The sequence below is a fragment of the Paenisporosarcina sp. NPDC076907 genome, assembly GCF_050269735.1.
In the GTDB taxonomy this organism is placed as follows: domain Bacteria; phylum Bacillota; class Bacilli; order Bacillales_A; family Planococcaceae; genus Paenisporosarcina.
Genome location: NZ_JBNNIX010000001.1, coordinates 620543 through 645859, shown reverse-complemented (window position 1 = coordinate 645859; position 25317 = coordinate 620543). Strand labels below are relative to the sequence as shown.

Here is a 25317-nt window from a genome sequence, read left to right as displayed (position 1 = left end):
ATTTGAAGAATTATTTTAATGATTCAGTTAAGCCGTACCAAATACGTGTAACGTTTGTAGCTTCCTTGAAAATCTGCTGGCATAACCTGCCACATCGATCTCGAAGCTCACGCGTTTCGGCTAAGATTGGTACTATTCCACGTCCATTTTCTGTCACAATCACTATGACATCACTTTGTGCGACATATGTATTTAATGTTTTCATGAAATCTTCAATGACCCGTTCTTCTGGACTGTTTATATGATTTTCAACAAAAGCTTCCACCCCAGCAAGAACAATTGTCTGAGCGTGAGCTTCTGGTAAATCCACAAAATCTGCACATTCAATCCATTGCACTTCTCGTTCAACTACTAGTTGTCTGACATACTCCCTCTTGCCGCTATACGCTCCACCGATATAGACTTGCATCTTTTTTCCTCCTCAAAGCTTTTACGACTGTCCCAGCTAAATGTCCATTTGTCTCCATGCTTGACATCACTTGACCAAAAATCACGCACATCAGGTGCAAACTTATGTAGCACAAGCCGAATAGGTCCACCATGTGTTACTACATGTGGGTGATTGCCAGAAATATTTTTCAGACCAGTAAGGACGCGTGTAGCCATCTGGTGTAAAAACTCACCGTTTGGAGGGGAGATTTCATCTGGATTAGACACCCACTTTTGATAGTTGGCATCTTCCTTTAAGTCCTCATAAGTCTTTAGCTCCCAGTCACCAAACGACATCTCACGAAAAGCTGGTGAACTTTTGTAGGATGATTTAGGATAAAAAATGGCAGCTGTTTGATAGCACCGTTTTAGGTCACTTCCGTAAATAATCTCCGGGGACAAAATCCCTTGAATACCTACATTGGACAACTGGTAAATTGATTCGTCACTCCAACCGATGTATCGACTTTCAACATTCGCTAAGGTCGGCAGATGCCGTATTAAAGTAAGACGAAAATCAACAGCCATAATATCACTTCCATCCCTTCAACGAAAGCACCTGAGACATCTCCCGTGACTCCCCCGAAATGTTTTTTTGTCCAACGTTTATATGCATGTGCACAAATAAAAAGAGCAAGCAGTGTGGTGACTGCAAATAACATATCTACTCCAATAATACCGATAAACCCAAGGCCTATAGCAATTGAAACGAGTGTTGCTGTGAGTAACATTCTATGGTCGTAGCGTTTTTTAAAGAACGCTGCCAATCCTTTATCCTTTGCTTGAGGTGTTATGAGAAAGTAGTAAACCATTCCTGCTCTCGCTAAAAACGAGATAACCACTAACCACTCCCACTTCATGCCGTTTTGTGTAATTATTTCTGCAAGCAAAACAATTTTCCCCACAATAAGAAATAGTAAAGCCATAGTCCCAAAAGCACCGATCCGTGGATCTTCTAATATTTCATGACGTTTATCTTTGTTACGATAAGAAAAAAAGGCATCACTCGTATCAGCAAATCCATCTAGATGTAGTCCACCTGACAGAACAATACCGATTAACACGATGGTAAATGCTATAAAAAGAGGACTTGCATCCAGGTACAACCAAACAATGGAAGTGATCAGTCCGAATGCTCCCCCTATCCAAGGGAGAGTGGCAAACATCATCGTTACTGAGTCCCGATTCATATTCAGTTCTTTATTAATTGGGATAATGGTGAAAAATTGTAGCGCGAGCAATACCCCGCGCATCATGGTAGCTTCACCATATTCTTTATTTTTTCCCAATTGAGATGGGATGCAACATGAAGAGCCCATTCATCATATTTATCTTCACCAGACTTGTTTGCAATTGAATCGTGTTGAGTAATAAAAGAATCTTCCTCTTCAATTTCGTGGTTATCCATAAATGGAATAACTCCGAGAACTGAAATTCCTGTGTAGGACTCAATAAATGATACTCCTTCCTGAAACAATTCCTTATCTCCACGAAATTTATTAATAATGATTCCCTTTACTCGATTCCGATGATTTGAAGACAATAATTCCAAAGTCCCAACGATTGATGCAAAAACTCCACCACGTTCAATATCAGCAACAAGCAATACTGGCACATCCGCTAAATCAGCAATTTTCATATTGACAAGTTCTCGGTCTGTTAAGTTTACTTCTACTGGACTTCCCGCTCCTTCTAACACAACTACATCATAGTGCTCACTCACATACAAAAGCGATTGTTTGATAACTGTGAAACCATGATCATAAAAAGATTCACGATACACTGTCCCGGACATTTCCTCCACTTTTTCACCTAACATCCATACTTCAGAAGACATATGTCCAGAGGGCTTTAATAAAATAGGGTTCATTTGTGGAAGAGGTTGAACTTTTGCCGCTTCTGCCTGTGCAAATTGAGCGGTACTGATTTCTAAACCATTGTCAATTTTTGTAGAAAAGGTCGACATGTTTTGAGATTTAAATGGAGCTACATGAAAACCCTCATTTGCAAATAACCGGCAAAGTGCTGTACAGATCATGCTCTTTCCGACGTTAGAAGCTGTCCCTTGTATCATGATACCGTTCATATGTATTCCCCCTTACTTCCACTTCTTTGCAAGTCCATATGTAAGTTCATATGCATAATCACTTTCTTTGACGAGCCACTGGTGGAGCCTTCCCAGCCATTGCTGATAGAGCACTACATCTGGAATTCTCGACAAAGGCTCATCTAATACTTCATTTGAGATGACGACTAAAGTGGTTCCGTTCTTTAGCAACGAAAAAATCGTTTCATGGAAACGTCTCTCTTTTTCTTCCATGCAGTTTTCACGTTTAAAACATGGATCATCCATTGCCCATCCTTCGTACAGTTCGTTGGCTAACCACGTAGTGATGCAGTCGATTAAAACCCCATCGCCAGGTTGGATAGATGACAGAATTTCTTCTATTTGACGAGGTTGTTCAATCGTCAGCCAGTCGTTTTTATAGTCTTTTCGATCCTGTTGATGGCGTTTGATGCGTTGTTCCATTTCACTGTCATTGGCAACGCCCGTCGCGAGATAGATTAGTCGTGAACAAGATTGATTCATTAGCCATTCTTCAGCAAAACCCGTTTTTCCACTTCGTACACCGCCAGAGATAAATGTTAGCGTCCCTCGAACCATACTGTTAACTCCTTTTTCAGGATTTCCATATCATCTGCGGTCTTCATACCAATTCTGTACCAATGGCTGCCATGTAATCTAAGCGCAATAATTTGAGCAGAGATACTTACTTTCATTTCGCTTCTTTGTAGCTTTTGATAGCTAGTGTAGTACACTCAAATACGCCTCGCCCAATGCATTTCCCTAACTCTGTAATAGGTCCAGCATACGGTAAAAGTTCTCCTTTTTGAGTGGCCGCTACAAGTAAACTGTCCGTACCTGTTCCAGATGCAAGTGTATTTGTTAAAGAGTCTCTTACATCTTCGTTTTGAAGAGCTTTAGTTTTTGCTTCTGTCGCTGTAATCATGGCTTGTATGAATGCTTCGTCAGATAATTTCCCATTCACAATTATCCAGGTATTAATCGTGCCTACATAAGGTTCATCTTCGCGTTCAAATGCTTTTGAAACATCCACTGCATTTCCTACGCCCGCTGTAACGGCAATGATAATGGATCCAAATGTTCCATCATACTCTTCAATGACTACATGTTTCGTTTGAACAGCTGTCATCATTCCCACTGTATCTGTTGTTGAAAATCCTTGTGCTTGTAAATAATCAAACATCTCTTTTGTGCTATCGTCACATTCGTAATCAGCTTTCACATGACGATTTACTAACGTACGGAACCAACCGAACCCCGCATTTACTACAGCTGATGAAACTGTTTTTAATGGGAAGTTTGTTTGCAAAACCACAGATTCATTCGACACTGAAAAATGGTCTTTATTAATGATGTGCTCTTCCTGAAATTCACTCAAATTTGGCAATAATGTAATTTGTGGTTTCGGTTGTTCCGGATGTGGGTGGCTTCTTATCCGAGCTTTGTAGACACTTTCTAACTGTTTTTGTTTTAGTACAGCATGCGGTTCATCACTTATTTTCACTTCGCCATCTTCCATTAATAACAACCGGTCGCAATATAAGGAAGCTAAATTTATGTCATGAAATACTGAGATGATTGTCAATCCATTTTTAGTGGCTTGCATTCTAATCGTGTCTAACAATTGCTGTTGATGTGCGATATCTAAATGGTTAGTTGGCTCATCTAGAAGCAGCACTTTTGCTTGCTGTGCGAGTGCTTGCGCCACAAAAACGCGTTGTTGTTCTCCTCCAGATAGCTGATCGAGGTAGACATGCTCATACATTTTCACGTCGGTTAGCTGCATTGCTTCTTGAATTGCTTGTTCATCGTTCTCAGACCAAGATGAAAAGAATCCACTTTGATGAGGGTACCTTCCAAGAGAAATCGTGTCTCGAACAGTATATGAAAAAGCATGTCCGTGTAATTGAGGTAACACAGCCATATGCTTAGCGAGTTCTTTTGAAGTATATGTTTCAACTGGTTTGCCATCTAATTCAATCGTACCTGCTTTCAAAGGAAGTACACCACTAATGATTTTTAATAATGTTGACTTTCCACTCCCATTTGGACCTAATATCCCTAGAACTTCCCCTTTAACAACATGAAAAGACACTTCTTTTACAACAGGTGCGTCGTGATAACCACCTGTTAATCCTTTGACTTTCAGCATATTTACGCACCCACCTTTCGTCGTTGTTTCCAAAAAATAAATGCAAACACTGGGGCACCAATAAAGGCTGTTATTACTCCTATTGGCAGCTCAGATGGTGAAATTATAGTGCGTGATACCAAGTCACAAATAATGAGTAACGTAGCGCCATTTATAAATGATAAGGGTAATACATGTCGATTATCCGACCCCCACAACATGCGTGTCATATGTGGAACGACTAAACCAACAAAGCCAATAGTTCCAGAAACCGCTACCGCAGCTCCAGTTAAAATTGAACCTCCTGTTAAAATCATCATTTTACGATGTTTCACATTTACACCTAAATGTTTGGCACGTTCCTCCCCAAAAACTAGTGCATTTAGTTCTCGTCTATTTAACCATAATAGTAAAAAACCAATTGCCATAAACGGTAATGCCATTGTGACATATGGCCAACCTCGCATCGACACACTACCAAGCAACCAACCAATAATTTGGCGAAGTTCTTCACCTGAAAGTGAAATCATAAGGGAGAGGACAGATCCCAAAAATGAACTAAATATTATTCCTGTGAGTATGATCGTTTCCATTTTCATAGCACGGTCAATGAGCTTGGCAAAACTCATAACAGTAACCATCGTTAAAAACGCGCCGAGCATACTCAAAACTGGCAATGTGAACAAGCCCAGAAAGGGTACAGAAATTCCGAAAAAGAGTGTCACCACGGCGCCAACTGAGGCACCGGACGACACTCCTAACGTATATGGATCAGCTAATGGATTTTTCAACAATCCTTGGAAAGCTGCTCCCGCTATAGCAAGTGAGGCACCAACTAAACCAGCTAGCACAACACGAGGTATGCGAATATTCCAAAGGATGTTTGATGCAGCTTCATCCATGTCAGGATTCCACAAGACTTGCACAGGAATCGAAACCGATCCAGCCGTTACCCCAACCAGCATAGCAGCAATCAGTACGAATACAGAAGCTACATAGGCAAACCAGGTTTTATTCACTGAAGACCTCAGGATGAATTGCTTTTGCCAATTCTAATAAGCCTTCTGTTAAACGAGGACCTTGACGACTTGTCGTATCAGCATCCACATCTATTACTGCCTTGTTTTTCACAGCTGTAACTGTACCAAAACCTTCACGATTCAAAACTTGCTCCGTTGCATCTGGTACATAATTTCCGTAAGTTGTTAATATTACATCCGGATTACGCTTTACAATTTCTTCAGGGTCCATCATGATCCAACCTTCTTGATCTGATGCAATATTTTCCGCGTTCAACATCTCGATCATTTCGTTCATAAACGTGTTATTTCCTGTAGTAAAAATTTCTGGAGCTGGAGATACTTCCGCAAATACTTTTTTCTTTGTTTCAATGGTTGAAGCCTTTTCTTGTATTGTTGCAATTTCTTCCTTCATTGTTTGGACCATTTCTTCCGCTTCTTTAATCTTACCTGTCGCTTGGCCAATAGTAGCCATCGTGTCATAAACTTCATCAAAACTTACTGCAGTTTTCACAACATACACCTTTACCCCTGCGTCACGCAGTTGTTTAATTCCAGCATCACCTACACCAAGTCCTGATTCATGAGCAAGTACCAAATCTGGATTTAAAGAAATAATTTTTTCAACATTGAATTCTTGTCCACCAATTTTTTCTTTTGATGTTACTTCTTCTGGGTAGTTATCGTAATCAGAAACGCCCACTATTTGTTCTTCTAAGCCAAGTGCATACAAAATTTCAGTATTACTTGGAATCATTGAAATGATTGCTTTTGGTGCTTCTTCCAAAGTAATTTCAGAATCTGTGACATCCTTGAGGGTAAGCGGGAATTGCGAAGCCTCTTTCCCTTCTTCCGTTTCTGGTGTTACGTCGTCTGCAGGTTTTGCTTCTTCCTGCCCACATGCTGTCAGTAGGATCGCCACAAGTGCTGTTGCGAGCCATAGTTGCCAAATCTTCTTCATTGTTAATTTCCTCCTTGATGTGAATGTTTTTGACACAAAAAAATCCTCCGCGTTTAGTCGGAAGATGGCTGGTTGAATAAAGGCTTTGCTAGTTAAGCGTAAGCTGATTCACACCATTCCTATCCTCGTAGGTTTGCGGGTGTTGCGCACGTAGGCAGGTCTCCTGGCTTGTGATCAGTGGTTAGCGCGTCTTCCCAAAGCTATGTTTGCTTCAGTGACTTAATGCGCTTTCCTCTCACATACAGTGGCGGGACCGCGTCGGATTTGAACCGACTTCCCTTTTAACTCTGCGATTGAAGCAGAGCACCTTCGTGTTGGGGCTATGTAATTCATTTTTCATTATACATGATTTGTCTTTTGTGTCGAGGGGGATTTTATGAGGTGGGCTGGTTAGTGACATGCACGCTTGATTGTATGAGAAACTGCAGATATCGTGGGAAGTCGTGGGGATATCAAGAAATGTCGTGTGAATATCAAGAAAAGTGATGTTCATCCGGGGGGAGAGGAGAAAATCGAGCCTTGGTTGTAATAATCGAGGTTGACGTAGGAAAAATTGGCGTTCACGTAGGAATTATCGCCGTTGACGTAGGAAAAATCGACGTTCACGTTGTAAAAGCATCTTTTGATCCTCGCCACTTCTCCCATTTCCAACGAAAATCACTATTTGTCCAACGAAATTGTCATAATGTCCAACGAAGTCTTTAAAACGTACAACAAAATGACTTTTCACTTCTCTTACCAAAATACCACCAAGCCACAGCTGGTGGGCCATTTAAATGCTTTTAAAACCTTGATCGGTGCTATTCGCTTCGCTCGGTAGCCTTTTCTGTTAGTGACAAAAAGCTTGTGCTGCCTTTGCGCTTTTTCTCCATTTCCAACAAAAAGCTCATATCTTCCAACTAACATCACCTTCGTCCAACGAAATTGTCATAATGTCCAACGAAGACTCCAAAACGTACAACTAAATCACTATTCAACTCTTCTTTTACCAAAATACCACGGAGCTACAGTTTTTAAGTGCTGAAATGGTGCCAATTGGCGGACCAACTGGCACTTTTCTGTGGGGTTTTCTTGACTTACATTTCGCCAACTATAAAAAAACCATTTCACTGACCCTCCAGTGAAATGGCTTAGATAGTAGTTTACATTTTTTCAGGTGCGCTTACGCCGATTAGGCGAAGTGCATTGGCGATTGTTGTGCGGACTGCTGTGATCAATGCAAGACGTGCACGGGTCATATCTTCGTTTGAAGCGTCCAATACTTTTTCTGCATTGTAGAAGCTATGGAATGTTGCTGCAAGTTCTTGGATGTACGTCGCAACACGGTGTGGCGAGCGGATTTTAGCTGCATCGGCCACGACTTGTGGGAAGTTACCCATTTTCTTCAGAACATCGATTTCTTTTTCTGCTTGCAGTAAGTTCAATTGCGCGTCTGATGCAATGAATCCTTGTTCTTCAGCTGAACGTAGGATCGAGCTGATACGCGCGTGTGCGTACTGTGCGTAAAACACTGGGTTTTCGTTGGATTGAGAAACTGCTAAATCCAAGTCAAAGTCCATATGTGAATCTGCAGAACGCATCGCGAAGAAATAACGAACGGCATCTAGGCCCACTTCTTCAACTAGTTCACGCATCGTAACGGCTTTACCGGTACGTTTGCTCATTTTCATTTTTTCGCCGTCTTTGTACAATTGAACCATTTGAATTATACCAACTTCAAGTGTATCGCGATTATACCCAAGTGCTTGGATCGCCGCTTTCATACGTGGGATGTAACCATGGTGGTCTGCTCCCCAGATGTTGATTAATTTATCAAAACCGCGTGCAATTTTGTCTTCGTGGTAAGCAACGTCAGGCAATAAGTACGTAAATGAACCGTCGTTTTTAATAAGTACGCGGTCTTTGTCGTCGCCAAATGTTGTCGAACGGAACCAAGTTGCGCCTTCTTCTTCAAATACGTGACCGTTTGCACGCAATTTATCCAAAGCGACCTCAATCTTGCCATTTTTGTATAATGAAGTTTCTGAATACCACTCGTCAAATTTAACACGGAAATCTGCTAAGTCTTGTTGCAGTTTCGCAAGTTCCACTTTAAGTCCATGTGAACGGAAGAAGGCAAAACGCTCTTCATCCGTTTTCTGAAGCAATGCGTCTCCGTGCTCAGTTGCCATGTCTTTTGCGATATCAATGATGTCCTGACCGTGATAGCCATCTTCAGGCATTTCCGTATCTTGACCCAATGCTTGCTTATAACGAGCTTCTAAAGAATAAGCTAAGTTGTTTATCTGATTCCCAGCATCATTGATATAGTACTCACGTGACACGTCGTACCCTGCGTAATCCAATACGTTACATAAAGAATCACCGACAGATGCGCCACGGGCATGACCTAAATGCAAGTCACCCGTTGGATTCGCTGATACGAATTCCACTTGAATTTTTTCACCAGCACCAGCGTTTGAACGGCCATAGTCAGCACCTTGTTCCAAGACAGCTTTCACAACGTCCACCAAGTAATCTTTGCGAATTGAGATGTTTATGAATCCTGGACCTGCAATTTCGATTTTCTCGATGACTGTGCCAGTTGTATCAAGGTTTTCTAAAATCGCTTCCGCAATCGCACGTGGTGGTTTTTTAGCAAGCTTCGTCAGTTGCATCGCAATGTTTGTTGCATAATCACCGTTCGTTTTGTCGCGAGGAGATTCCAAATGAATGCCTGGCATTCCTTCCGAATCAGTTAATTCGGCTTTCATTATAGCTTTTTGTAACGCTTCTTTAATGGATTGTTGAACTTGTTCTACTGCGTTCATTGCGATCCCTCCGTGTAATGAAATTCAAGTGTGTATTCGCCAACGGGTTCCCCGCTCACGTGTAAATCATATTGAACGACGAAATGTCCGTCGTGTTCATTTTTTTCAAATGTCATTTGATGTGTATTAGTTGTTACCATCAGCATGCCATATTCGCTTTCATAACTGCCTGTCTGCTCTGCGTCCTTAATAAAAGGAAGCCGCATATTGATTCCGCCACTCCGCATAACAAGAGCCTTGGTGTCACCCATTTTAACAGTCGTGTTCACATCTTTATCTTCCTGAACTTCCGTATATTTTAAATAGGTTGTCTCGCCTTTTTCAATAAAAGTGCCAGATGCCCACAATTCATAAATTTCCGGTTCTTCATTCGGTTGCCGGATGGTCGTTTTCAACCTTACTTTTACTTGTGTGTTCATGACAAGTCCACCCGCTTCCTTGCGATAAATTTTACTTTAATTGAGATTGAGTACAATTAAGTATCTCTATATCCAGCTTAAAGCGCCAGGATTACTCAGCAGAGGAAAACTTTCCTTCCCGTGCCGGCATCAACCTAATACGATATGTAACGCTTTTCTATGATTAACCTTTTTATTATAAGTGATTTAAGTACCTGATTTCAAATATCGTTTTTTAATTTTTATTGTTGCAATAACAACCAAGAGTTTTACCTCTCGAATTTTTAGGTATGTTATACTAAACGCTAGAATTTCACCTTGGAGGAAAAGTCATGGTTTTTGAATTATTGATTAACTTTTGTATATTATTCACCTTTGCCGTATTGTCGTATTGGCCCTTCCAAGATGCTGTGCGATCTAATTTTCCTTTTCCGAAAACACATCCATATATAATTGGTTTTATGGCTGGTTTGGCTGGCTTTATATTATTGGAAACTTCTGTACGTCTGTCGGACACGATTCTACTTGATGGAAGACACGTCGTGATTGTGATTTCCGGAATTTTCGGTGGACCTATCGCGCCAATCATCAGTGGATTTATTATTGGTGTGGCAAGGATGTTTATGACCGATGAATTTACAACAACCGGACTTCTTGCCGGATGGAATATTATCATTATGGGCGTAGTAATCGGAGCGTTCAGTTTTAAATATAGGATGAACTTTAAAAATGCGCATCTTTATTTTTATTATGCGACTGCTCAAACTGCCCTGTTAATCATCTATTTAACTTACCCATCAATGGTTGTCTTGTCCCAAGTTCTTTACTTTGTTATTTACTCAGCCTTTTCATTCTTTACCGTGTTATTTATTTTAATCGAACTGAACGAGCATTTTAAGAAAATCCGCCATACTGAATTATTGTCAGAGACCGATTATCTAACCGGCCTTTATAACAATCGCAAGTTTCACCAGCTAACAGATACTTACATCAATGATTCCACTAAGCCTTTCAGCATGATTTCCATTGATATTGATTCCTTCAAAAAAGTGAATGACATTTACGGTCATCCTGCGGGAGATGACATATTAAAACAGCTCGGAAAGCGTCTGAAAGATTTAGTTTCGGAAAGTGAAGGATACATTACCCGAAATGGTGGAGAACAATTTGCTGTACTTATCGCCAATTCTCCACCCGCAATGGGACTTTATTTAGGTGAACTCATTCGCTCGAGCGTGGCAAGTACCCCATTCATTGTTTCAGATGATGAGGAAGTTTCCATTACGGTATCAGTAGGTGTCAGTTCTTATCCGGACAATGGATCGACCATTCAAACGCTTTACAGTGCCGCAGATGCAGCTATGTATGAAGCAAAAGCGAACGGACAAAACCGAGTGATTCATTTCACCAATAAAAAAGCGTGATGCTTCTCAGAAATGAGAGCATCACGCTTTTCTATTTAGAGGATGAGAGACACAATTTGAGGAACAATTGTGTCTCCTCATCTAGGGAAGCATAACCGCAGGCGATTACTGTCCACCTACTATAACGAACTCCACCAGGGTACCAGCGAAAGCCACAAATAAAGAACATTTGTGGCTCTCACTAATACACCTTTATTGATTACGTTTTTATTTAACCCAGCCTAAGAGCATTTCACGGATTAGTTTACTTGCCGTGTTAGCCGTTTGTTCAGATGAATCGTAGATTGGTGCCACTTCAACTAAGTCGAAGCCGACAACGTTTACGTCTGAACCAGCAATCGCATGGATAGAAGCTAACAATTCGCGAGATGTAATGCCTCCGCAGTCCACTGTTCCAGTACCTGGAGCGTGTGCAGGATCAAGTACATCAATGTCAATCGTCACGTATACCGGGCGACCTGCCAATGTTGGCAATACTTCTTTTAATGGCTCTAGCACTTCAAATTTTGAAATGTGCATGCCGTTTTCTTTTGCCCAAACGAATTCTTCTTTCATACCTGAACGAATACCGAATGAGTACACATTTTTTGGTCCGATGTGATCGGCGATTTTACGAATTGGTGTGGAGTGAGAAAGTGCTTCACCTTCGTAAGATTCACGTAAATCAGTATGTGCGTCCATGTGAATGATGGCTAAATCCGGATATTTTGCAGCTACAGCTTTCATGACCGGCCAAGACACTAAGTGCTCGCCACCCATACCAACTGGAACTTTTCCGTCAGCTAATAATTTCGTCACGAACGTTTCGATTTCGTCCAAACTTTTTTGCGGGTTCCCGAAAGGTAATGGGATATCCCCTGCATCGAAGTAATTTACGTCATCAAGGTCACGGTCTAAATACGGGCTGTATTCCTCAAGACCGATTGATACTTCACGGATGCGTTGAGGACCGAATCTTGAACCAGGACGGTAAGAAACTGTCCAGTCCATTGGCATGCCGTAAATGACAGCTTGTGATTCTTCGTAGTTTGGATGACTTTTAATAAACACATTGCCAGAATAGGCTTCATCAAATCTCATCAATTATTCCCCCGCTAAATCTTTCACGAACTTCGGTAATACGAAAGCCGCTTTGTGCAATTCTTTCGTGTAATACTTCGTGTCGATTTCGTGGAAACGTGCATCTTCCACTGTCAAAGGATCATGTTTTTTAGATCCTAGAGTGAAGCACCATAGACCACTTGGGTACGTAGGAATGTTTGCCGTATATAAACGAGTGATTGGGAAAATTTCTTTCACGTCTTGTTGAACTTGCTTGATTAAATCAGGTGTAAACCAAGGGTTGTCCGACTGTGCCACGAAAATTCCATCTTCTTTTAACGCTTTTGAAATTCCTGCATAGAAGCCTTTTGTGAACAAGTTCACTGCTGGGCCAACAGGTTCTGTAGAGTCTACCATGATTACATCGTATTGGTTTTCAGCTTCAGCAATGTGCATGAAACCGTCGCCTACTTGTACATCGACACGTGGGTTTTCCAATTCTGATGCGATTGTTGGTAAATATTTTTTAGAGTACTCAATTACTTTGCCATCGATGTCTACAAGTGTTGCTTTTTTCACTTGTGGGTGTTTCATGATTTCACGAATAACCCCACCGTCTCCACCACCGACAACTAGTACGTTCTCAGGGTTTGGATGTGTGAATAAAGGCACGTGTGCCACCATTTCATGGTATACGAATTCGTCTTTTTCCGAAGTCATTACCATGCCGTCTAGGAATAACATATTGCCCCATTCAGCCGTTTCCGCCATTTCGAGCAATTGGAAATCCGTTTGCTCCGTATGCAAGGTACGGTTCACCTTCATCGTAATGCCAAAATTCTCGGTTTGTTTTTCTGTAAACCAAAATCCAGCCATAATGCATTCTCCTTTACTTACGAGGTTAGTGGATCCGTTCCCGGCATGTAGCGAAAGTGAACGCGGTCTGCCGAAAAACAAATACAGAAAAAGTATAGATGTTTTTGACAAAAGTGCAACTGTTTTTTCTTTTCAGTTGTATTTTGATTCGGTAACAGATCCATTTATCTCGTCTAATATTGATGAACTAATCGATTTAGCATTCGTCATTTTCTCATATACATGCGTTTAATCCTTCCATGACTTTACCATACTACTAAGAAGTATGGATGAACGGAGTGAAGGTAAATGCGACGAGCGGACTTACAATTTAAAAAACGAAAACGCCAAAAGCTTCGATCCGTTATCTGGTACTCCATTGTGGCACTCAGCGCATTGTGTACCGTTCTTTTAGCCTTACGCATATATGCACAAATTCTTGGTCCACCTTCTCTTGCCGTGTCACAGGCGACCGTATTTTTGGATCGCAACGGGCATTCAATCGGGGACCGTTTCGCGGAGCAACGCCGTTATTGGGTGAAGTTAGAGGAGATGTCTCCTTTCATAAGCGACGCCATTTTGGCAGTGGAAGATCAGGAATTTTACGAACATCATGGATTTGATTACACCCGGATTGCATCGGCTTTATTAAAAGATGTAAAAGCCATGCGAAAAGTGGAAGGTGCCAGCACCATTACTCAGCAGTATGCCCGGAATCTCTATTTAACCCACGATAAAACGTGGACACGTAAAGCAAAAGAAGCTTTGTATGCGTACCGCATGGAAACCTTTTATGAAAAAGAAGAGTTGTTGGAAGGATACTTGAACACCGTATACTTCGGTCATGGCATGTACGGCGTGGAAGCCGCAAGTCGCTATTATTACGGCAAGCCGAGTAAAGACTTAACACTCGCTGAATCCGCGCTACTTATTTCCATTCCAAAAGGACCAAGCATTTATTCGCCTTTGATTAATGAAGAAAATGCATATGAACGACAAAACCTCGTGCTAGGGTTGATGGAATCGCAAGATATGGTGACAAGCGAAGCCGTGCGTCGTGCCCGTGATGAGCAAATTGTTCTGAAAAATGAAGAATGGAAAGCTACAAAAACCGTAGCGCCCTACTTCCTGGACGAGGCATGGAGTGAAGCGGAGCGGATTTTGGCTAAAAAAGGTCGTGCCATCGCTGAAGGTGGTTGGACAATTGAAACGACGTTGAACACACAGCACCAAAAAGTGGCGGAAGAAGTGGTCGCGGAATGGATGCCGAATGATAAACTCGAAGTCGGATTTGTCAGCATGGAGCCTGAAACGGGTTATGTAACGGCGTTAATCGGCGGTCGTTCCTACACAGAAAGTCCATATAACCGGGTTACACAAGCGAAAAGACAGCCTGGATCAACTATTAAACCATTACTGTATGCAGCCGCTCTGGAAGAAGGATTTTCGCCTTTGACATTCCTCGAAAGTGAACGAACCATTTTTACGTATGACGATGGACGTTCCCAATACGAGCCAAAAAATGTCAACGGTGAGTTTGCGAATCATCCGATTTCACTGGCTCAGGCGTTAGCCATTTCAGATAATATTTATGCCGTAAAAACGCTTGAAAAAGTCGGCTACAAACCGTTCGAGTCGATACTTAAGCGCTTAGGTGTGGATACGACCGTACAGGAAACGCCGTCCATGGCCCTTGGAACTTCCGATGTATCATTGAAAGATTTAACAGGTGCTTTTAATAAAATAGCCAATGGTGGAGTCAATCGGGAATTCCGAACTGTGCTGTCAATTAGAGACAGTCATGGCGAAGTCGTTTTTGAAGCAGATCCGAAAGAACGCGATGATGATGACCGGGTAATGTCCGCTCAAGATGCGTTTATTTTAACGCATTTGATGACCGGCATGTTTGACCCTGTGTTTAATGATTATGCACCTGCAACCGGCCTATCGATCCGCGGAAAACAAACGCGACCTTATGCCGCAAAATCAGGAACCACGATTTCCGATCAAGTGCTCGTTGGGTATACGCCAACGTTAACCACTGGCGTTTGGAATGGGTATGATGCGAGCAAGCAACTCCAGCTCGCAGAAGACAAACAAGCAACTAAAAATATTTGGATTGATTTTATGGAACGAGTTCATCAAGGCGTAGCTGCTGAACCTTTCTTGCCGCCTAAAGGTGTGACAGGCGTCATTGTGGATATCGAGACTGGCGGACTTGCCGTTTCAGCTTGCACGAAGCAACGCTTAGTATATGTAAAAAAAGAAGACATCCCGAAACGCCTGTGCACTGATCCGAAGTTACAGAAACAACTTTTGGAAGATGTGAAGTCAAATGAGGATGCGGATAAAGTAATCGAAATGGAAGGCGACGATCCATGGTCACTGTTCCCGTTTTCATTCTTTAGGAACGATGATTAAGTTTTAGTTTATTCCTTTAAGATCCGATTTTTTTCACGTTCGAGCTATTTTTGTTCCCGTTCGATGCGAGTTTATTCCCTTTCAATCAAGGTTTATTCTCTTTGAATCGAAGTTTATTCCTTTTCACCAATATTTCCTAACAAAAATACCCCTCGAATGAACTTTTCGAGGGGGCAATTTAAGGTTTGAGTTTTAAGGAGACATTCTTGGTTGTAATAATCGGGGGTCACGTAGGAATTATTGGGGTTGACGTAGGAAAAATTGGCGTTGACGTAGGAATTTTCGACGGTCTCGTTGTAAATGCATCTTTTGGCGAGTGATTCGTCTCCATAACTCCGCGTCTGCAAATAATTTCTAGTCTCATTCCTTAAAATAAGTTTCTATTTCTTCTTTGTTTCGAGAATATAAAAAAAGCTTTCTCTTTCACGGAATTACTCATCCGTTGAAACAGAAAGCTTTTTTCTTGGTTAGCGCTGACATGAGAAACATGAGGCATTCGGCTTGGGTTTGACACAAATGTCTCACGGCGCTCATGTACAGACGCGTTTCCAATTGTCCTAGCTCACTTTTTGTCAGCTATGTTTCAAGTGTACTTGCTTTTTTCGACATATTCAACCATTCAGCTGAGGTGGATGAAAATGTCACATTTTGTACACCTGTTTGACAATTTTAGGAATTGAGTTCCTGGTGAAGTTTTTCTTCACTGCGTGCCCACATTTCTGGGTTATGCGATTGTAAAAAGTCTCGCAATAATTCTTTAGATGAATCGTCCATATGGTCAACAATGATATGACGTTTCATCGATTTGTCCATTTTGTTTACATGGTCAGCCAGAATTTTGAAACCTCTGCGCTTTTCACGGTTAATGACCATTTCGCATCCGGTCACACCAGCATAGTAGGGTCCTGTTGCTTTGTGATCAATGGTTACCCAAACAAGCCAAAATAATTTGCCGCCTTCAGAGTCTTCCCGATTTGTTGTGAATTTGATGCCGCGTTCCGTATCGCTTCGAGCATGCATCGCGCCAATTTCAACTTTGGCTGTTTTTTCTTCGACGTCAATGATGACCGGGGATACATGTTCGAGTGTCAATGAACCTACACCGAAACCACCGTGTCCATCTGTCGGGTCATTTTTTATAATGGTGAATCCAAGCTTTTGTTTTGGTTTTTCTTCATTTGTCATACGTTAGTCCCCTCCGTTCTGTTATTATAACGAATAGATAAACTTTTGTGAAAGAGGAGGAACTCCAATGCCATACGTAACTGTCAAAATGCTTGAAGGTCGCACAGACGATCAAAAACGTGCACTTGTTGAAAAAGTAACAGCAGCTGTTGCTGAAACAACAAATGCGCCTGCTGAAAACGTAGTTGTCTTTATCGAAGATATGCCAAAAAACCACTACGCAGTCGCTGGGAAATTGTTCAGTGATAAATAAGTAAACTACGCGGACAGTGTAACTGCCGTTCAATAAAGTTTAACCGAAGCGGATCACATTTCTTCATGTGATTCGCTTTTTTTGATTGAGATTTTTACTGAACGTGAAATGGTGACTTGATTCGCGAATAGAAGTCTTCTTAACGCGAATAGAATGACCTACAACGAAAAGGCCTTCCGTATAATAGACGGAAGGCCTCTTTCTTATGCTTGAATACATAATTGAAGGTCTTCGATAAACGCGAAAGCTTCTTCAATTTCTGTTTCTGTAAAATTCAGTTTCCCTTTGACAACGTGCAATTTCTCCACTTGTTCTGCTCGTTCTAAATGATCGAAGTACAACAAAGTCGAAACCATCTCTAGAAAGCGGGAGCTCTTGTTATTCAAACGCTCAATGCACAGATCGAGTTTTGGGTGATTGCCATCCATCGTGGATAAAAACTGACTTCCTTCTTCGGTACATGCATACGTATATTGCACATATGACCCTTTGTCTTCTTTCTTTTCAGACAAGAACGCCATATTGCATAATTCCTCTACACGTAAAGTGAGCTCTTCTGAATAAGGCCCGTACATGTGGAATTGGTATTTCTCCTGGAATGGAAAGTTCATTTTCTTTGCGATGTAGACCATTTTTTGAAGCTTTTTACGCCCCGTTACTTCTCCCGCCAGCGTGATAAACTGGACGATTTTTGCGTGTTCTTCTAACAATTCAAGGCACCTCCTGTTCTATGCTTGTCCGTAAAGCAATTGTAGAATTTGCTTTTTGACGGCTTTTTTCTTTGTATCATCTTTTAATAAATCTTCTGGGAAATACAATTTATGATCTGTTCTTCGTTTACCTGAAATGGCTTCTACGATTTCAGATGACCTCGATAATTCACGAAGTTCATCGTTAGGCATCAATAAGTGGATCGGCACACGTTCGCCTTCCTCCCCCGGTCGATAAAAATCATAGGGCAAGTCGGATGAAGAATCGAACACTAAATAATACGCAGGGTTGATGCCCGCTTTTTTAAACAGTTGCTCCAGTTCCGATAGTTTACGGTAATCCTTTGCCGGATCGAATTCAATGTATTGGAACAGACGACGATTTACGAAGCGGTCACATAAATCAGCGAGAATCTCGTCTTCTTCGTGCACCCATTCCTGAAAATACGTCATGACAATGCCTTCGTCGAGTGCAATGTAATCAGCTAATGAAAATGTTTGATCAAAAAACGTCTTGAAATGACGCGGTTCGTACGCAAACTTGTAGCCACTCTCACTCAGCTCTTTAGCACGGTGAAGCGCTTTTGTCAGAATCACTTCCGCACTTCGCGATACTGGATGGAAATACACTTGCCAATACATCTGATAGCGACTCATGATGTAATCTTCCACCGCATGCATACCGCTTTGTTTGATGACCACTTGATCTTCACGCGGACGCATGACTCGCAAAATACGCTCCATATCAAAATGACCGTAACTTACTCCTGTAAAATAAGCGTCTCGCTGTAAATAATCCATACGATCGGCATCGATCTGGCTAGAAATTAAACTGACCGCTTGTTTATTGCCATATGTTTTGGCAATGACATCTGACACATGCTGTGGAAATTCCGGTGCCACCCGTTTTAAGATTTCGTTTACTTCGGTATCGCCAAGCAGGATGGCCTGCGTGAATTTCTCATGATCCAGATCAAAAACATGTTCAAACGAATGCGAAAATGGACCATGGCCGAGATCATGAAGAAGCGCTGCGCAAAGAACCACCAATCTCTCAGATTCATCCCATTCTGGTCGTCCTGTAAAAATATCATCAATGATGCGTCTCACAACTTCGTAAACGCCCAGTGAGTGGTTGAAGCGGCTATGTTCAGCCCCGTGGAAAACGAGATACGTCGTGCCAAGTTGCTTGATTCGTCGCAATCTCTGAAATTCTCTCGCCCCAATTAAATCCCAAATGACTTGGTCGCGAACATGTATGTATCGGTGTACCGGGTCTTTAAATACTTTTTCTTCAGCCAACTTTTGCGTTGCATAACTCACCATGGACACCTCTTTTCAGCAAAAAATACTTGTATTTTATTATAAAGAAAAAGCCTCCTTCAGGAAAGGCGGCGAAAGTATGAAGATCTATATTTTAAATTTAAAAGATTGCATTCGCGAGATTATGCCTTTAGCTTGGCGCGTACTTTTTCCATTAATTCGTCTTCAGAAAGCGCTGCTACAGGTCGGTTGTTTACAAACGCGAACGTTTTTTTACGTCCTGGACCGCAATAAGACTGACACGCAATATCAATCGATGCATGAGGATCGATTTCTTTTAACTTAGGAATTAATGTTTTTAAATTCACGGCCTGACAATCATCGCAAACTCTGAATTCGTTTGCCATTTGTCAACAACCCTTTCTTATTTGAAGTAAAAGTCTACAGGTCATTGTATCTTATTTTTCCATCGTGATTCAAGTACATCAAAAGGTTGAGTGAATAAAACCTGTGAATCTTGTACAAGCTTGAAGTAGAACATCAAAACTATTAACATTTCGGGAGGGACATGTATGGTAAAAATTAGACAAGATGCTTGGTTAGATGAAAATGATGAATTGTTGGCAGAAACCGTGCTGCGACACGTTCGCGAAGGGAGTACGCAATTAAATGCATTTGAAGAAGCAGGAGATGCATTAAATCGCACGGCTGCTGCTTGCGGGTTTCGCTGGAATGCAGTTGTAAGAAGAGAATACGAGAAAGATTTGCGTGATGCGAAAAAAGATCGCAAGCAAAAAATGCGCGTCCTTGGAAAAGAATATCGTCGCAGAGGACAATCTCTGTTTCTCGTAGGTAGTGAAGAACAGCCACAAGAACGCGTCCAAATTCCTTTATCCGCTCTATCACTTGATGTGGTAATCGCATACTTATTACGTTTGCAACAAAACGGTACTGGTGAAGGTGAATCTCATCGCTGGCGCGCACTACTATCTCATTCTCAAGAAAAAATTAAACAACTTGAACGTGATATCGCGAGATTGGAAAATGAAAACGCAACGATTCGCGAAGATTACGAACAGTTTGTTCATATCATGAACCGCGCTCGTCGTTTAGTGACATTGAATGACGATGCTGATAATATCTCACCTGTTTTTCAAATGGAACGCAATGGTAACTTAGTAGCAAAAGAACCGCCAATCAATTGATTGGCGGTTTTACTAGTTATATGTGCGATTTTCTATCTTAAACAATAAAAAATCCACGACAACCAGATGTCGTGGACGTAGCTTATGCTTCTATTTTCGATAGCATTTTTTGGTTGCGTTCAACGACGCGGGTCAAGTAGTACATATATAAATCAGTTTCTTCCGGCTGCAACGATTGCATGTGCACATTTTGCATCAAATGGTTCATTAATCGTTGCGCATGAATCACGGTATCCTGAACTGTTACGTTTTCTTCGATAATTTCGCTGACCGAAGCCATCACTTCCGGCACAATTACCGGAAAAGCAAATTTTGTTTGTTCTTCCTTTAATCCGGCTTCATAAAAATCACGAATTAAAGATGCCCTCTCCGCTCCACTACCTTCAATACATATATAGATTTGAACGGCAATCCCATTACGCAAGCGTCTTTGTGAGATGCCAGCGAATTTCTTGCCTCCCACACTTAAATCATAAGAGCCAGGACAGTACGAACCGACAATCTCATAGGCTTCGATTGAATCCGCTATTTGTGGAAATAGGTGACGGACGAATTCGACCATGATGTCATATCCGGCATTAATATCAATCGAACTGTTCAGCTCGGAAACCACGATGGAAATATTCAGTACGCCACTGTCTAAAACAACGGCAAGTCCACCTGAGTTTCGAACGATCGATTGGTATCCGTGTGCCTGCAAGACGTCACGGCCATCTGCTATATGAGGAAGACGATGATCTTGTATGCCGAGAACGACTGTGTTTTCGTGTACCCATGTGCGGATCGTCGGGAGAGACTCCCCTTTTCCGACCCGTTCACATAGCAAATCGTCCGCAGCAAAAGATTCTAGAGCGGATCTCGAACGGCCGCTCATGGACTGATCCCAAAACCGCCATTCTTTATTTACAAATAAATCATTAAACCCGGACATTTTTACTCTCCTGCCATCACGCTTTGAGCTGCGGTCATTAGTACTAATTTATACACATCATCTGCCGAACAGCCTCGTGACAAGTCATTCACGGGCATGTTCAAGCCTTGCAATATCGGTCCGATTGCTTCAAATCCGCCAAGTCTTTCCGCTAATTTGTAGCCAATGTTTCCTGCTTCAAGTGAAGGGAAAACGAACACGTTCGCATCACCTTGAATACTTGAACCCGGTGCTTTCTTCTTCGCAACAGCTGGTACAAATGCTGCGTCGAACTGAAATTCACCATCAATGTTGACTGATGGCGCTTTTTCTTGTGCTAACTTCGTCGCTTCCACTATCTTCAAAGTTTCAGGAGAAACGGCAGATCCTTTTGTCGAAAATGACAGCATCGCTACTTTCGGCTCAATTCCGAACGCTTTCGCCGTTTTTGCACTTTCCACTGCGATTTCGGCCAAGTCTTCACTTGTTGGAGCGATCGTAATGGCACAGTCAGCAAAGACATAACGCTCGTCTCCACGCACCATAATGAAGGCTCCACTCGTTTTAGACACACCAGGTTTCGTTTTGATAATTTGTAATGCAGGACGTACTGTATCAGCAGTCGTATGAGCTGCACCACTTACCAAGCCGTGCGCATAACCTGTGTAAACAAGCATTGTGCCAAATGTGTTGACGTCTTTTAGTTGAATGCGTGCTTGCTCTGGTGAAGATTTTCCATTGCGGCGCTCTACATATTGATCAATAAGATTGTCCAACTGCTCGAATTGCACAGGATCTATTACTTCGATATCAGTCAAATCGATTCCGGCTTGTTTCGCTGCCACTTTCACCAAATCGTATGATCCAACTAAAATGGGTGTCACAATGCCTTCGTTATGCAATTTAACTGCTGCTTGAAGTACACGCTCGTCCGTTCCTTCAGGCAATACAATTCTTACCTGCTTGTCGGTAATGGTTTGTTTGATTTCATCAAATAAGTTCGTCACGATGCATTCCATCCTTTCAGTATCTTAAGGTTGATTTTATGGTTGGGTTAATTGTGTGCTTTCTTTTATTGTGATGTCTAGCTGCGCAGGGTAGACCTCACCTAAGCTTCAAGTCCTCATGCGAATGCGGGCATTCGATTCGGCCTTTCCAGCGCCGGCGCAGGTCTTACATACCCCGCTTCGCTTTTCCTTCATAATAACACGAATTTGTCATATCTCATCATGTACGAATGGTGACAATGTAGGTTTCTTATAGGCTTTATGCTAAACTTATCTTGAATATTTAATTAGATGAAGGAGTGTCCCATACATGAATGAAGCAGCACAAACTTTAGATGGTTGGTACGCATTACATGATTTCCGTACGATGGATTGGACTTCTTGGAAACAAATTTCTGCTGAGGAACGTACAGCAGCTGTAAATGAATTTTTAGGATTTTTAGAAGAATTGAATGTTGCACATGAAGCGAAAACTGGGAGCCATGCTTTCTATACAGTTATTGGCCAAAAAGCAGATTTCATGCTGATGACATTGCGCGAAACAATGGATGAGCTTCAACAAATTGAAGCGAAGTTCAACAAATTAACAATTGCTGAATACACAGTTCCTTCATATTCATACGTTTCTGTAGTGGAACTTTCAAACTACTTAGCTGGTGAATCGAATGAAGATCCTTATCAAAACCCGCATGTTCGCAGTCGTCTATACCCTGAACTTCCACGTTCACAATATGTTTGTTTCTACCCAATGGACAAGCGTCGTGAAGGCAATGACAACTGGTATATGCTTTCGATGGAAGACCGTAAATCGATGATGCGCAGCCATGGTATGATTGGCCGTGGATACGCTGGTAAAGTGAAGCAAATCATCAGTGGTTCTATCGGATTTGACGATTTTGAATGGGGCGTTACGTTATTCTCTGATGACGTACTTCAATTCAAGAAGTTAATTTACGAAATGCGTTTTGATGAAGTAAGTGCACGTTTCGGTGAGTTCGGCTCATTCTTCGTCGGAACACTACTTGATGCAGACAAAACAACTGACTTCTTAACTGTATAAAATTTTTGGCTACGCAAAAATGCGTAGCTTTTTTTATTGAATTCCAGCTGACTAGTATGAAAAGCGTGTGAATAAAGTTATGTGGCAACTGATTCCTACGTCACCCTCGATTTTTCCTACGTCGTCCTCGTTTTTTCCTACGTGAACTCTTAATTTTCCTACGTGACCCCCGTTTTTTCCTACGTGACCTCTTAAATTTTACAACTAAGGCGTATATACCACTCGACAGCACTAAGGTTTATCCATACTTTTAAGACAAAGCTGAGGGCTACGCGAAAATGCTTTGCGTTTTTTGTTCTAAAATTCCAGTTGATACGTATACTAATTTGCGAGGAGGTTGTGCTGTGGCGGTAATCCGCGCAACTGAAAAAGATATCGAAACTCTTGCTCGATTAATGCGTGCTGAGGCAGAAGGTGAAGGCAAGCAAGGAATGCTTTTGGTTGGAAATGTCGGTGTTAATCGAGTGCGAGCGACGTGTCTGGATTTCAAGAATATTCGCAACGTGCAGCAAATGGTTTTTCAAAGCCCTGGTGGTTTTGAAGCGACAACCAAACCTTATTTCTATCAACGTGCACGTGAACAAGACAAGGCACTTGCCCGTCGCGTGATCGCTGGTGAACGTTTTGACCCTGGTACACGCTCGTTATGGTTTTTCGAACCTCCGGGAGGTTGTCCTGCCACATGGTATAACCAACCGAACACAGGTCGCTACAAGTCGCATTGTTTCTTTGCGCCGAGTAGCCAAGATTGCCCAAACCTCTAATTTGGAAAGGATGATTTCTTGGTACAATATTATTGGAATCCTGCTTATGCGCAACAAATGCAACAGCCACAACAAATGATGCCCCCTACATTACCTGCAGGTGGTCGCCCTACTTCTCCACCAGCAGGTGAGGAATCCTACATCGAAAACATTTTACGCTTAAACAAAGGCAAGCTTGCGACTGTTTATTTAACGTTTGAAAACAACCGTGAATGGAACGCAAAAGTTGTAAAAGGAGTCATTGAGGCAGCGGGCCGCGATCACTTAATTGTCAGTGAGCCGACCTCCGGAAAACGTTATTTAATCCCATTGATTTATTTGGATTATGTAACGTTTGATGAAGAAATCAATTACTTTTAACCACCGGTGAAAGAAATTGGGATTAGGCAAACAACTTAGGACGTCTCGTTTCCAACTTGGGATGAATTTCACTCAACTTGGGACATGATATTTCCTACTTGGCATGCGTATTTTCCAACACGGCACTTATTTTTCATATCATTTTAAAATGCCCTTCCACTTTGTCTTATGGAAGGGCATTTTCGTTATGAATAATGGTTTTCACAGCCATTTTATCTTTCAGAGACATGTGCTTCGTCCCCACAGATGTAACAAAAAAACGCCCTTCGCTTGGAAGGACGCACATTATTAATTCATATGTTTAACTGCCGCGACAATTACAAGAACCCAGGCTGCAAGGAATGCAACGCCACCGATTGGTGTGATCGCACCTAAAATACCGATACCACTCAAGCTTAATACATAAAGTGAACCAGAGAAAATCACAATGCCCGCTAACATTAAATAACCTGCCCAGCTAAGCTGTGACACATGGCCAATGATATTTGTGCTCATTAAGATACCGATTACGATTAGTCCAATCGCATGATACATCTGGTATTGAACTGCTGTTTCCCAAATCGCTAAGTACTTTTCAGATAGTTTTTCTTTCAGTGCATGGGCACCGAAAGCTCCAAACGCAACGGCCAAAAACGCGTTAATGGCACCTGCAATGATAAAAAATGGCATTATTATTCCTTCTTTCAATTGTGTTGTTATATAGGTCGAATCTTTTCAGACTCCTAATAAAATCTATTATTAATATTAAAAATCAAACAACGAATCACCGTTCGCATCGTCTTCTTTCATGCGCTCTCCAGCTGAGATGGACGGCACGGATGAAGTTGGTTGGACCGTGTGCACTTGTTGCACAGGTTGTGCATACTGAATCGGCACGACTTGTTGCTTAACTTCAGGTTGTTCAGTTAATGCCACATCACATAAAGCTCGAATCGCGACCAAGGATTCACGGATGCTTTGTTCGTCACCTCTACCTTTTGCCAGTGCGACATGTTTCTCGATTTCGGTGACAACTCGACTCATTG

The 25317-nt window shown here is 41.8% G+C and carries 28 protein-coding genes and 1 riboswitch; of the genes, 8 read left to right on the top strand and 20 right to left on the bottom strand.

Going from position 1 to position 25317, the window contains the following annotated elements; genetic code table 11:
• Positions 1-10: 10 nt before the first annotated feature.
• The 8 genes from ACQKEV_RS03235 to ACQKEV_RS03200 form a co-directional block, all read right to left on the bottom strand.
• Complete coding sequence (locus ACQKEV_RS03235; protein ID WP_427443309.1) at positions 11-409, bottom strand: bifunctional adenosylcobinamide kinase/adenosylcobinamide-phosphate guanylyltransferase; 399 nt, start codon at positions 407-409, stop codon at positions 11-13.
• Entirely contained in the window at positions 352-957 is a 606-nt protein-coding gene (locus tag ACQKEV_RS03230; RefSeq protein ID WP_427443307.1) for a histidine phosphatase family protein, read from the bottom strand. The genes ACQKEV_RS03235 and ACQKEV_RS03230 overlap by 58 nt, the downstream gene beginning before the upstream one ends.
• Positions 930-1685: an adenosylcobinamide-GDP ribazoletransferase gene (gene cobS, locus ACQKEV_RS03225; RefSeq protein WP_427457700.1), complete on the bottom strand. Its 756-nt coding sequence runs from the start codon at positions 1683-1685 to the stop codon at positions 930-932. Before cobS ends, ACQKEV_RS03230 begins: the two co-directional genes overlap by 28 nt.
• The gene (locus tag ACQKEV_RS03220; protein WP_427443303.1) at positions 1682-2515 is read right to left on the bottom strand and encodes a cobyric acid synthase; all 834 of its coding nucleotides are present in this window, start codon (positions 2513-2515) and stop codon (positions 1682-1684) included. The genes cobS and ACQKEV_RS03220 overlap by 4 nt, the downstream gene beginning before the upstream one ends.
• 12 nt (positions 2516-2527) lie before the next feature.
• Positions 2528-3094, bottom strand: a complete 567-nt coding sequence (locus ACQKEV_RS03215; RefSeq protein ID WP_427443301.1) for a bifunctional adenosylcobinamide kinase/adenosylcobinamide-phosphate guanylyltransferase — start codon at positions 3092-3094, stop codon at positions 2528-2530.
• Positions 3095-3206: 112 nt separating this feature from the next.
• Entirely contained in the window at positions 3207-4667 is a 1461-nt protein-coding gene (locus ACQKEV_RS03210) for an adenosylcobinamide amidohydrolase (RefSeq protein WP_427443299.1), read from the bottom strand.
• Between the two features lie 2 nt (positions 4668-4669).
• Positions 4670-5665, bottom strand: coding sequence for a FecCD family ABC transporter permease (locus tag ACQKEV_RS03205; RefSeq protein WP_427443297.1), 996 nt, complete (start codon positions 5663-5665; stop codon positions 4670-4672).
• Positions 5658-6626 (bottom strand): ABC transporter substrate-binding protein, encoded by a 969-nt coding sequence (locus ACQKEV_RS03200; protein WP_427443295.1) that lies wholly within the window; start codon positions 6624-6626, stop codon positions 5658-5660. The genes ACQKEV_RS03205 and ACQKEV_RS03200 overlap by 8 nt, the downstream gene beginning before the upstream one ends.
• A gap of 136 nt (positions 6627-6762) precedes the next feature.
• Positions 6763-6952: riboswitch (cobalamin riboswitch) on the bottom strand.
• Between the two features lie 193 nt (positions 6953-7145).
• Here ACQKEV_RS03200 and ACQKEV_RS03195 point away from each other — a divergent pair.
• A complete protein-coding gene (locus tag ACQKEV_RS03195; protein ID WP_427443293.1) occupies positions 7146-7331 on the top strand; it encodes a hypothetical protein in 186 nt (61 codons plus the stop codon).
• Positions 7332-7768: 437 nt separating this feature from the next.
• Here ACQKEV_RS03195 and argS read toward each other — a convergent pair whose 3' ends face one another.
• Both argS and ACQKEV_RS03185 read right to left on the bottom strand, forming a co-directional pair.
• Complete coding sequence (gene argS, locus ACQKEV_RS03190) at positions 7769-9436, bottom strand: arginine--tRNA ligase (protein WP_427443291.1); 1668 nt, start codon at positions 9434-9436, stop codon at positions 7769-7771.
• Complete coding sequence (locus tag ACQKEV_RS03185) at positions 9433-9855, bottom strand: DUF1934 domain-containing protein (protein ID WP_427443290.1); 423 nt, start codon at positions 9853-9855, stop codon at positions 9433-9435. Before ACQKEV_RS03185 ends, argS begins: the two co-directional genes overlap by 4 nt.
• Before the next feature lie 311 nt (positions 9856-10166).
• On the opposite strand from ACQKEV_RS03185, the gene ACQKEV_RS03180 reads away from it, so the two are divergent.
• Positions 10167-11258 carry a GGDEF domain-containing protein gene (locus ACQKEV_RS03180; RefSeq protein ID WP_427443288.1) on the top strand — a complete coding sequence of 364 codons (1092 nt, stop codon included), beginning with the start codon at positions 10167-10169 and terminating at the stop codon, positions 11256-11258.
• Positions 11259-11465: 207 nt separating this feature from the next.
• Here ACQKEV_RS03180 and speB read toward each other — a convergent pair whose 3' ends face one another.
• Together speB and speE are read right to left on the bottom strand one after the other, a co-directional pair.
• Positions 11466-12338, bottom strand: a complete 873-nt coding sequence (gene speB / locus ACQKEV_RS03175; protein WP_427443286.1) for an agmatinase — start codon at positions 12336-12338, stop codon at positions 11466-11468.
• 3 nt (positions 12339-12341) lie between these two features.
• Positions 12342-13175, bottom strand: a complete 834-nt coding sequence (speE, locus tag ACQKEV_RS03170) for a spermidine synthase (RefSeq protein ID WP_427443284.1) — start codon at positions 13173-13175, stop codon at positions 12342-12344.
• 288 nt (positions 13176-13463) lie between these two features.
• Here speE and ACQKEV_RS03165 point away from each other — a divergent pair, with 288 nt between their 5' ends.
• A complete protein-coding gene (locus tag ACQKEV_RS03165) occupies positions 13464-15575 on the top strand; it encodes a transglycosylase domain-containing protein (RefSeq protein ID WP_427443280.1) in 2112 nt (703 codons plus the stop codon).
• Between the two features lie 669 nt (positions 15576-16244).
• Here ACQKEV_RS03165 and ACQKEV_RS03160 read toward each other — a convergent pair.
• Entirely contained in the window at positions 16245-16760 is a 516-nt protein-coding gene (locus tag ACQKEV_RS03160) for a YwhD family protein (protein WP_427443278.1), read from the bottom strand.
• A 67-nt stretch (positions 16761-16827) separates the two neighbouring features.
• Here ACQKEV_RS03160 and ACQKEV_RS03155 point away from each other — a divergent pair, with 67 nt between their 5' ends.
• Positions 16828-17013, top strand: coding sequence for a 2-hydroxymuconate tautomerase (locus ACQKEV_RS03155; RefSeq protein WP_427443277.1), 186 nt, complete (start codon positions 16828-16830; stop codon positions 17011-17013).
• 203 nt (positions 17014-17216) lie between these two features.
• Here the strand turns inward: ACQKEV_RS03155 and ACQKEV_RS03150 are convergent, their stop codons facing one another.
• From ACQKEV_RS03150 to ACQKEV_RS03140, 3 genes are all read right to left on the bottom strand, one after another.
• Positions 17217-17723, bottom strand: coding sequence for a YwgA family protein (locus ACQKEV_RS03150; RefSeq protein WP_427443275.1), 507 nt, complete (start codon positions 17721-17723; stop codon positions 17217-17219).
• 18 nt (positions 17724-17741) lie between these two features.
• The gene (locus ACQKEV_RS03145; protein WP_427443273.1) at positions 17742-19046 is read right to left on the bottom strand and encodes an HD domain-containing protein; all 1305 of its coding nucleotides are present in this window, start codon (positions 19044-19046) and stop codon (positions 17742-17744) included.
• A 122-nt stretch (positions 19047-19168) separates the two neighbouring features.
• Positions 19169-19393: a DUF1450 domain-containing protein gene (locus tag ACQKEV_RS03140; RefSeq protein WP_427443271.1), complete on the bottom strand. Its 225-nt coding sequence runs from the start codon at positions 19391-19393 to the stop codon at positions 19169-19171.
• Between the two features lie 165 nt (positions 19394-19558).
• Between ACQKEV_RS03140 and ACQKEV_RS03135 the strand changes: the two genes are divergently transcribed.
• On the top strand, positions 19559-20191 hold the full coding sequence (locus ACQKEV_RS03135; RefSeq protein ID WP_427443270.1) for an RsfA family transcriptional regulator: 633 nt from the start codon (positions 19559-19561) through the stop codon (positions 20189-20191).
• Positions 20192-20273: 82 nt separating this feature from the next.
• Here the strand turns inward: ACQKEV_RS03135 and ACQKEV_RS03130 are convergent, their stop codons facing one another.
• Both ACQKEV_RS03130 and pta read right to left on the bottom strand, forming a co-directional pair.
• A complete protein-coding gene (locus ACQKEV_RS03130) occupies positions 20274-21122 on the bottom strand; it encodes a lipoate--protein ligase family protein (RefSeq protein ID WP_427443268.1) in 849 nt (282 codons plus the stop codon).
• A 2-nt stretch (positions 21123-21124) separates the two neighbouring features.
• Positions 21125-22120 carry a phosphate acetyltransferase gene (gene pta / locus ACQKEV_RS03125; RefSeq protein ID WP_427443266.1) on the bottom strand — a complete coding sequence of 332 codons (996 nt, stop codon included), beginning with the start codon at positions 22118-22120 and terminating at the stop codon, positions 21125-21127.
• Positions 22121-22418: 298 nt separating this feature from the next.
• Between pta and hemQ the strand changes: the two genes are divergently transcribed.
• From hemQ to gerQ, 3 genes are all read left to right on the top strand, one after another.
• Positions 22419-23168, top strand: coding sequence for a hydrogen peroxide-dependent heme synthase (hemQ, locus tag ACQKEV_RS03120; protein ID WP_427443264.1), 750 nt, complete (start codon positions 22419-22421; stop codon positions 23166-23168).
• A gap of 344 nt (positions 23169-23512) precedes the next feature.
• The gene (locus tag ACQKEV_RS03115; protein ID WP_427443262.1) at positions 23513-23932 is read left to right on the top strand and encodes a cell wall hydrolase; all 420 of its coding nucleotides are present in this window, start codon (positions 23513-23515) and stop codon (positions 23930-23932) included.
• Between the two features lie 18 nt (positions 23933-23950).
• Positions 23951-24292 (top strand): spore coat protein GerQ, encoded by a 342-nt coding sequence (gene gerQ, locus ACQKEV_RS03110; protein WP_427443260.1) that lies wholly within the window; start codon positions 23951-23953, stop codon positions 24290-24292.
• Between the two features lie 288 nt (positions 24293-24580).
• Here the strand turns inward: gerQ and ACQKEV_RS03105 are convergent, their stop codons facing one another.
• Together ACQKEV_RS03105 and ACQKEV_RS03100 are read right to left on the bottom strand one after the other, a co-directional pair.
• The gene (locus ACQKEV_RS03105; RefSeq protein ID WP_427443258.1) at positions 24581-24961 is read right to left on the bottom strand and encodes a DUF423 domain-containing protein; all 381 of its coding nucleotides are present in this window, start codon (positions 24959-24961) and stop codon (positions 24581-24583) included.
• 75 nt (positions 24962-25036) lie between these two features.
• Complete coding sequence (locus ACQKEV_RS03100) at positions 25037-25315, bottom strand: YwdI family protein (RefSeq protein ID WP_427444810.1); 279 nt, start codon at positions 25313-25315, stop codon at positions 25037-25039.
• Positions 25316-25317: the final 2 nt, after the last annotated feature.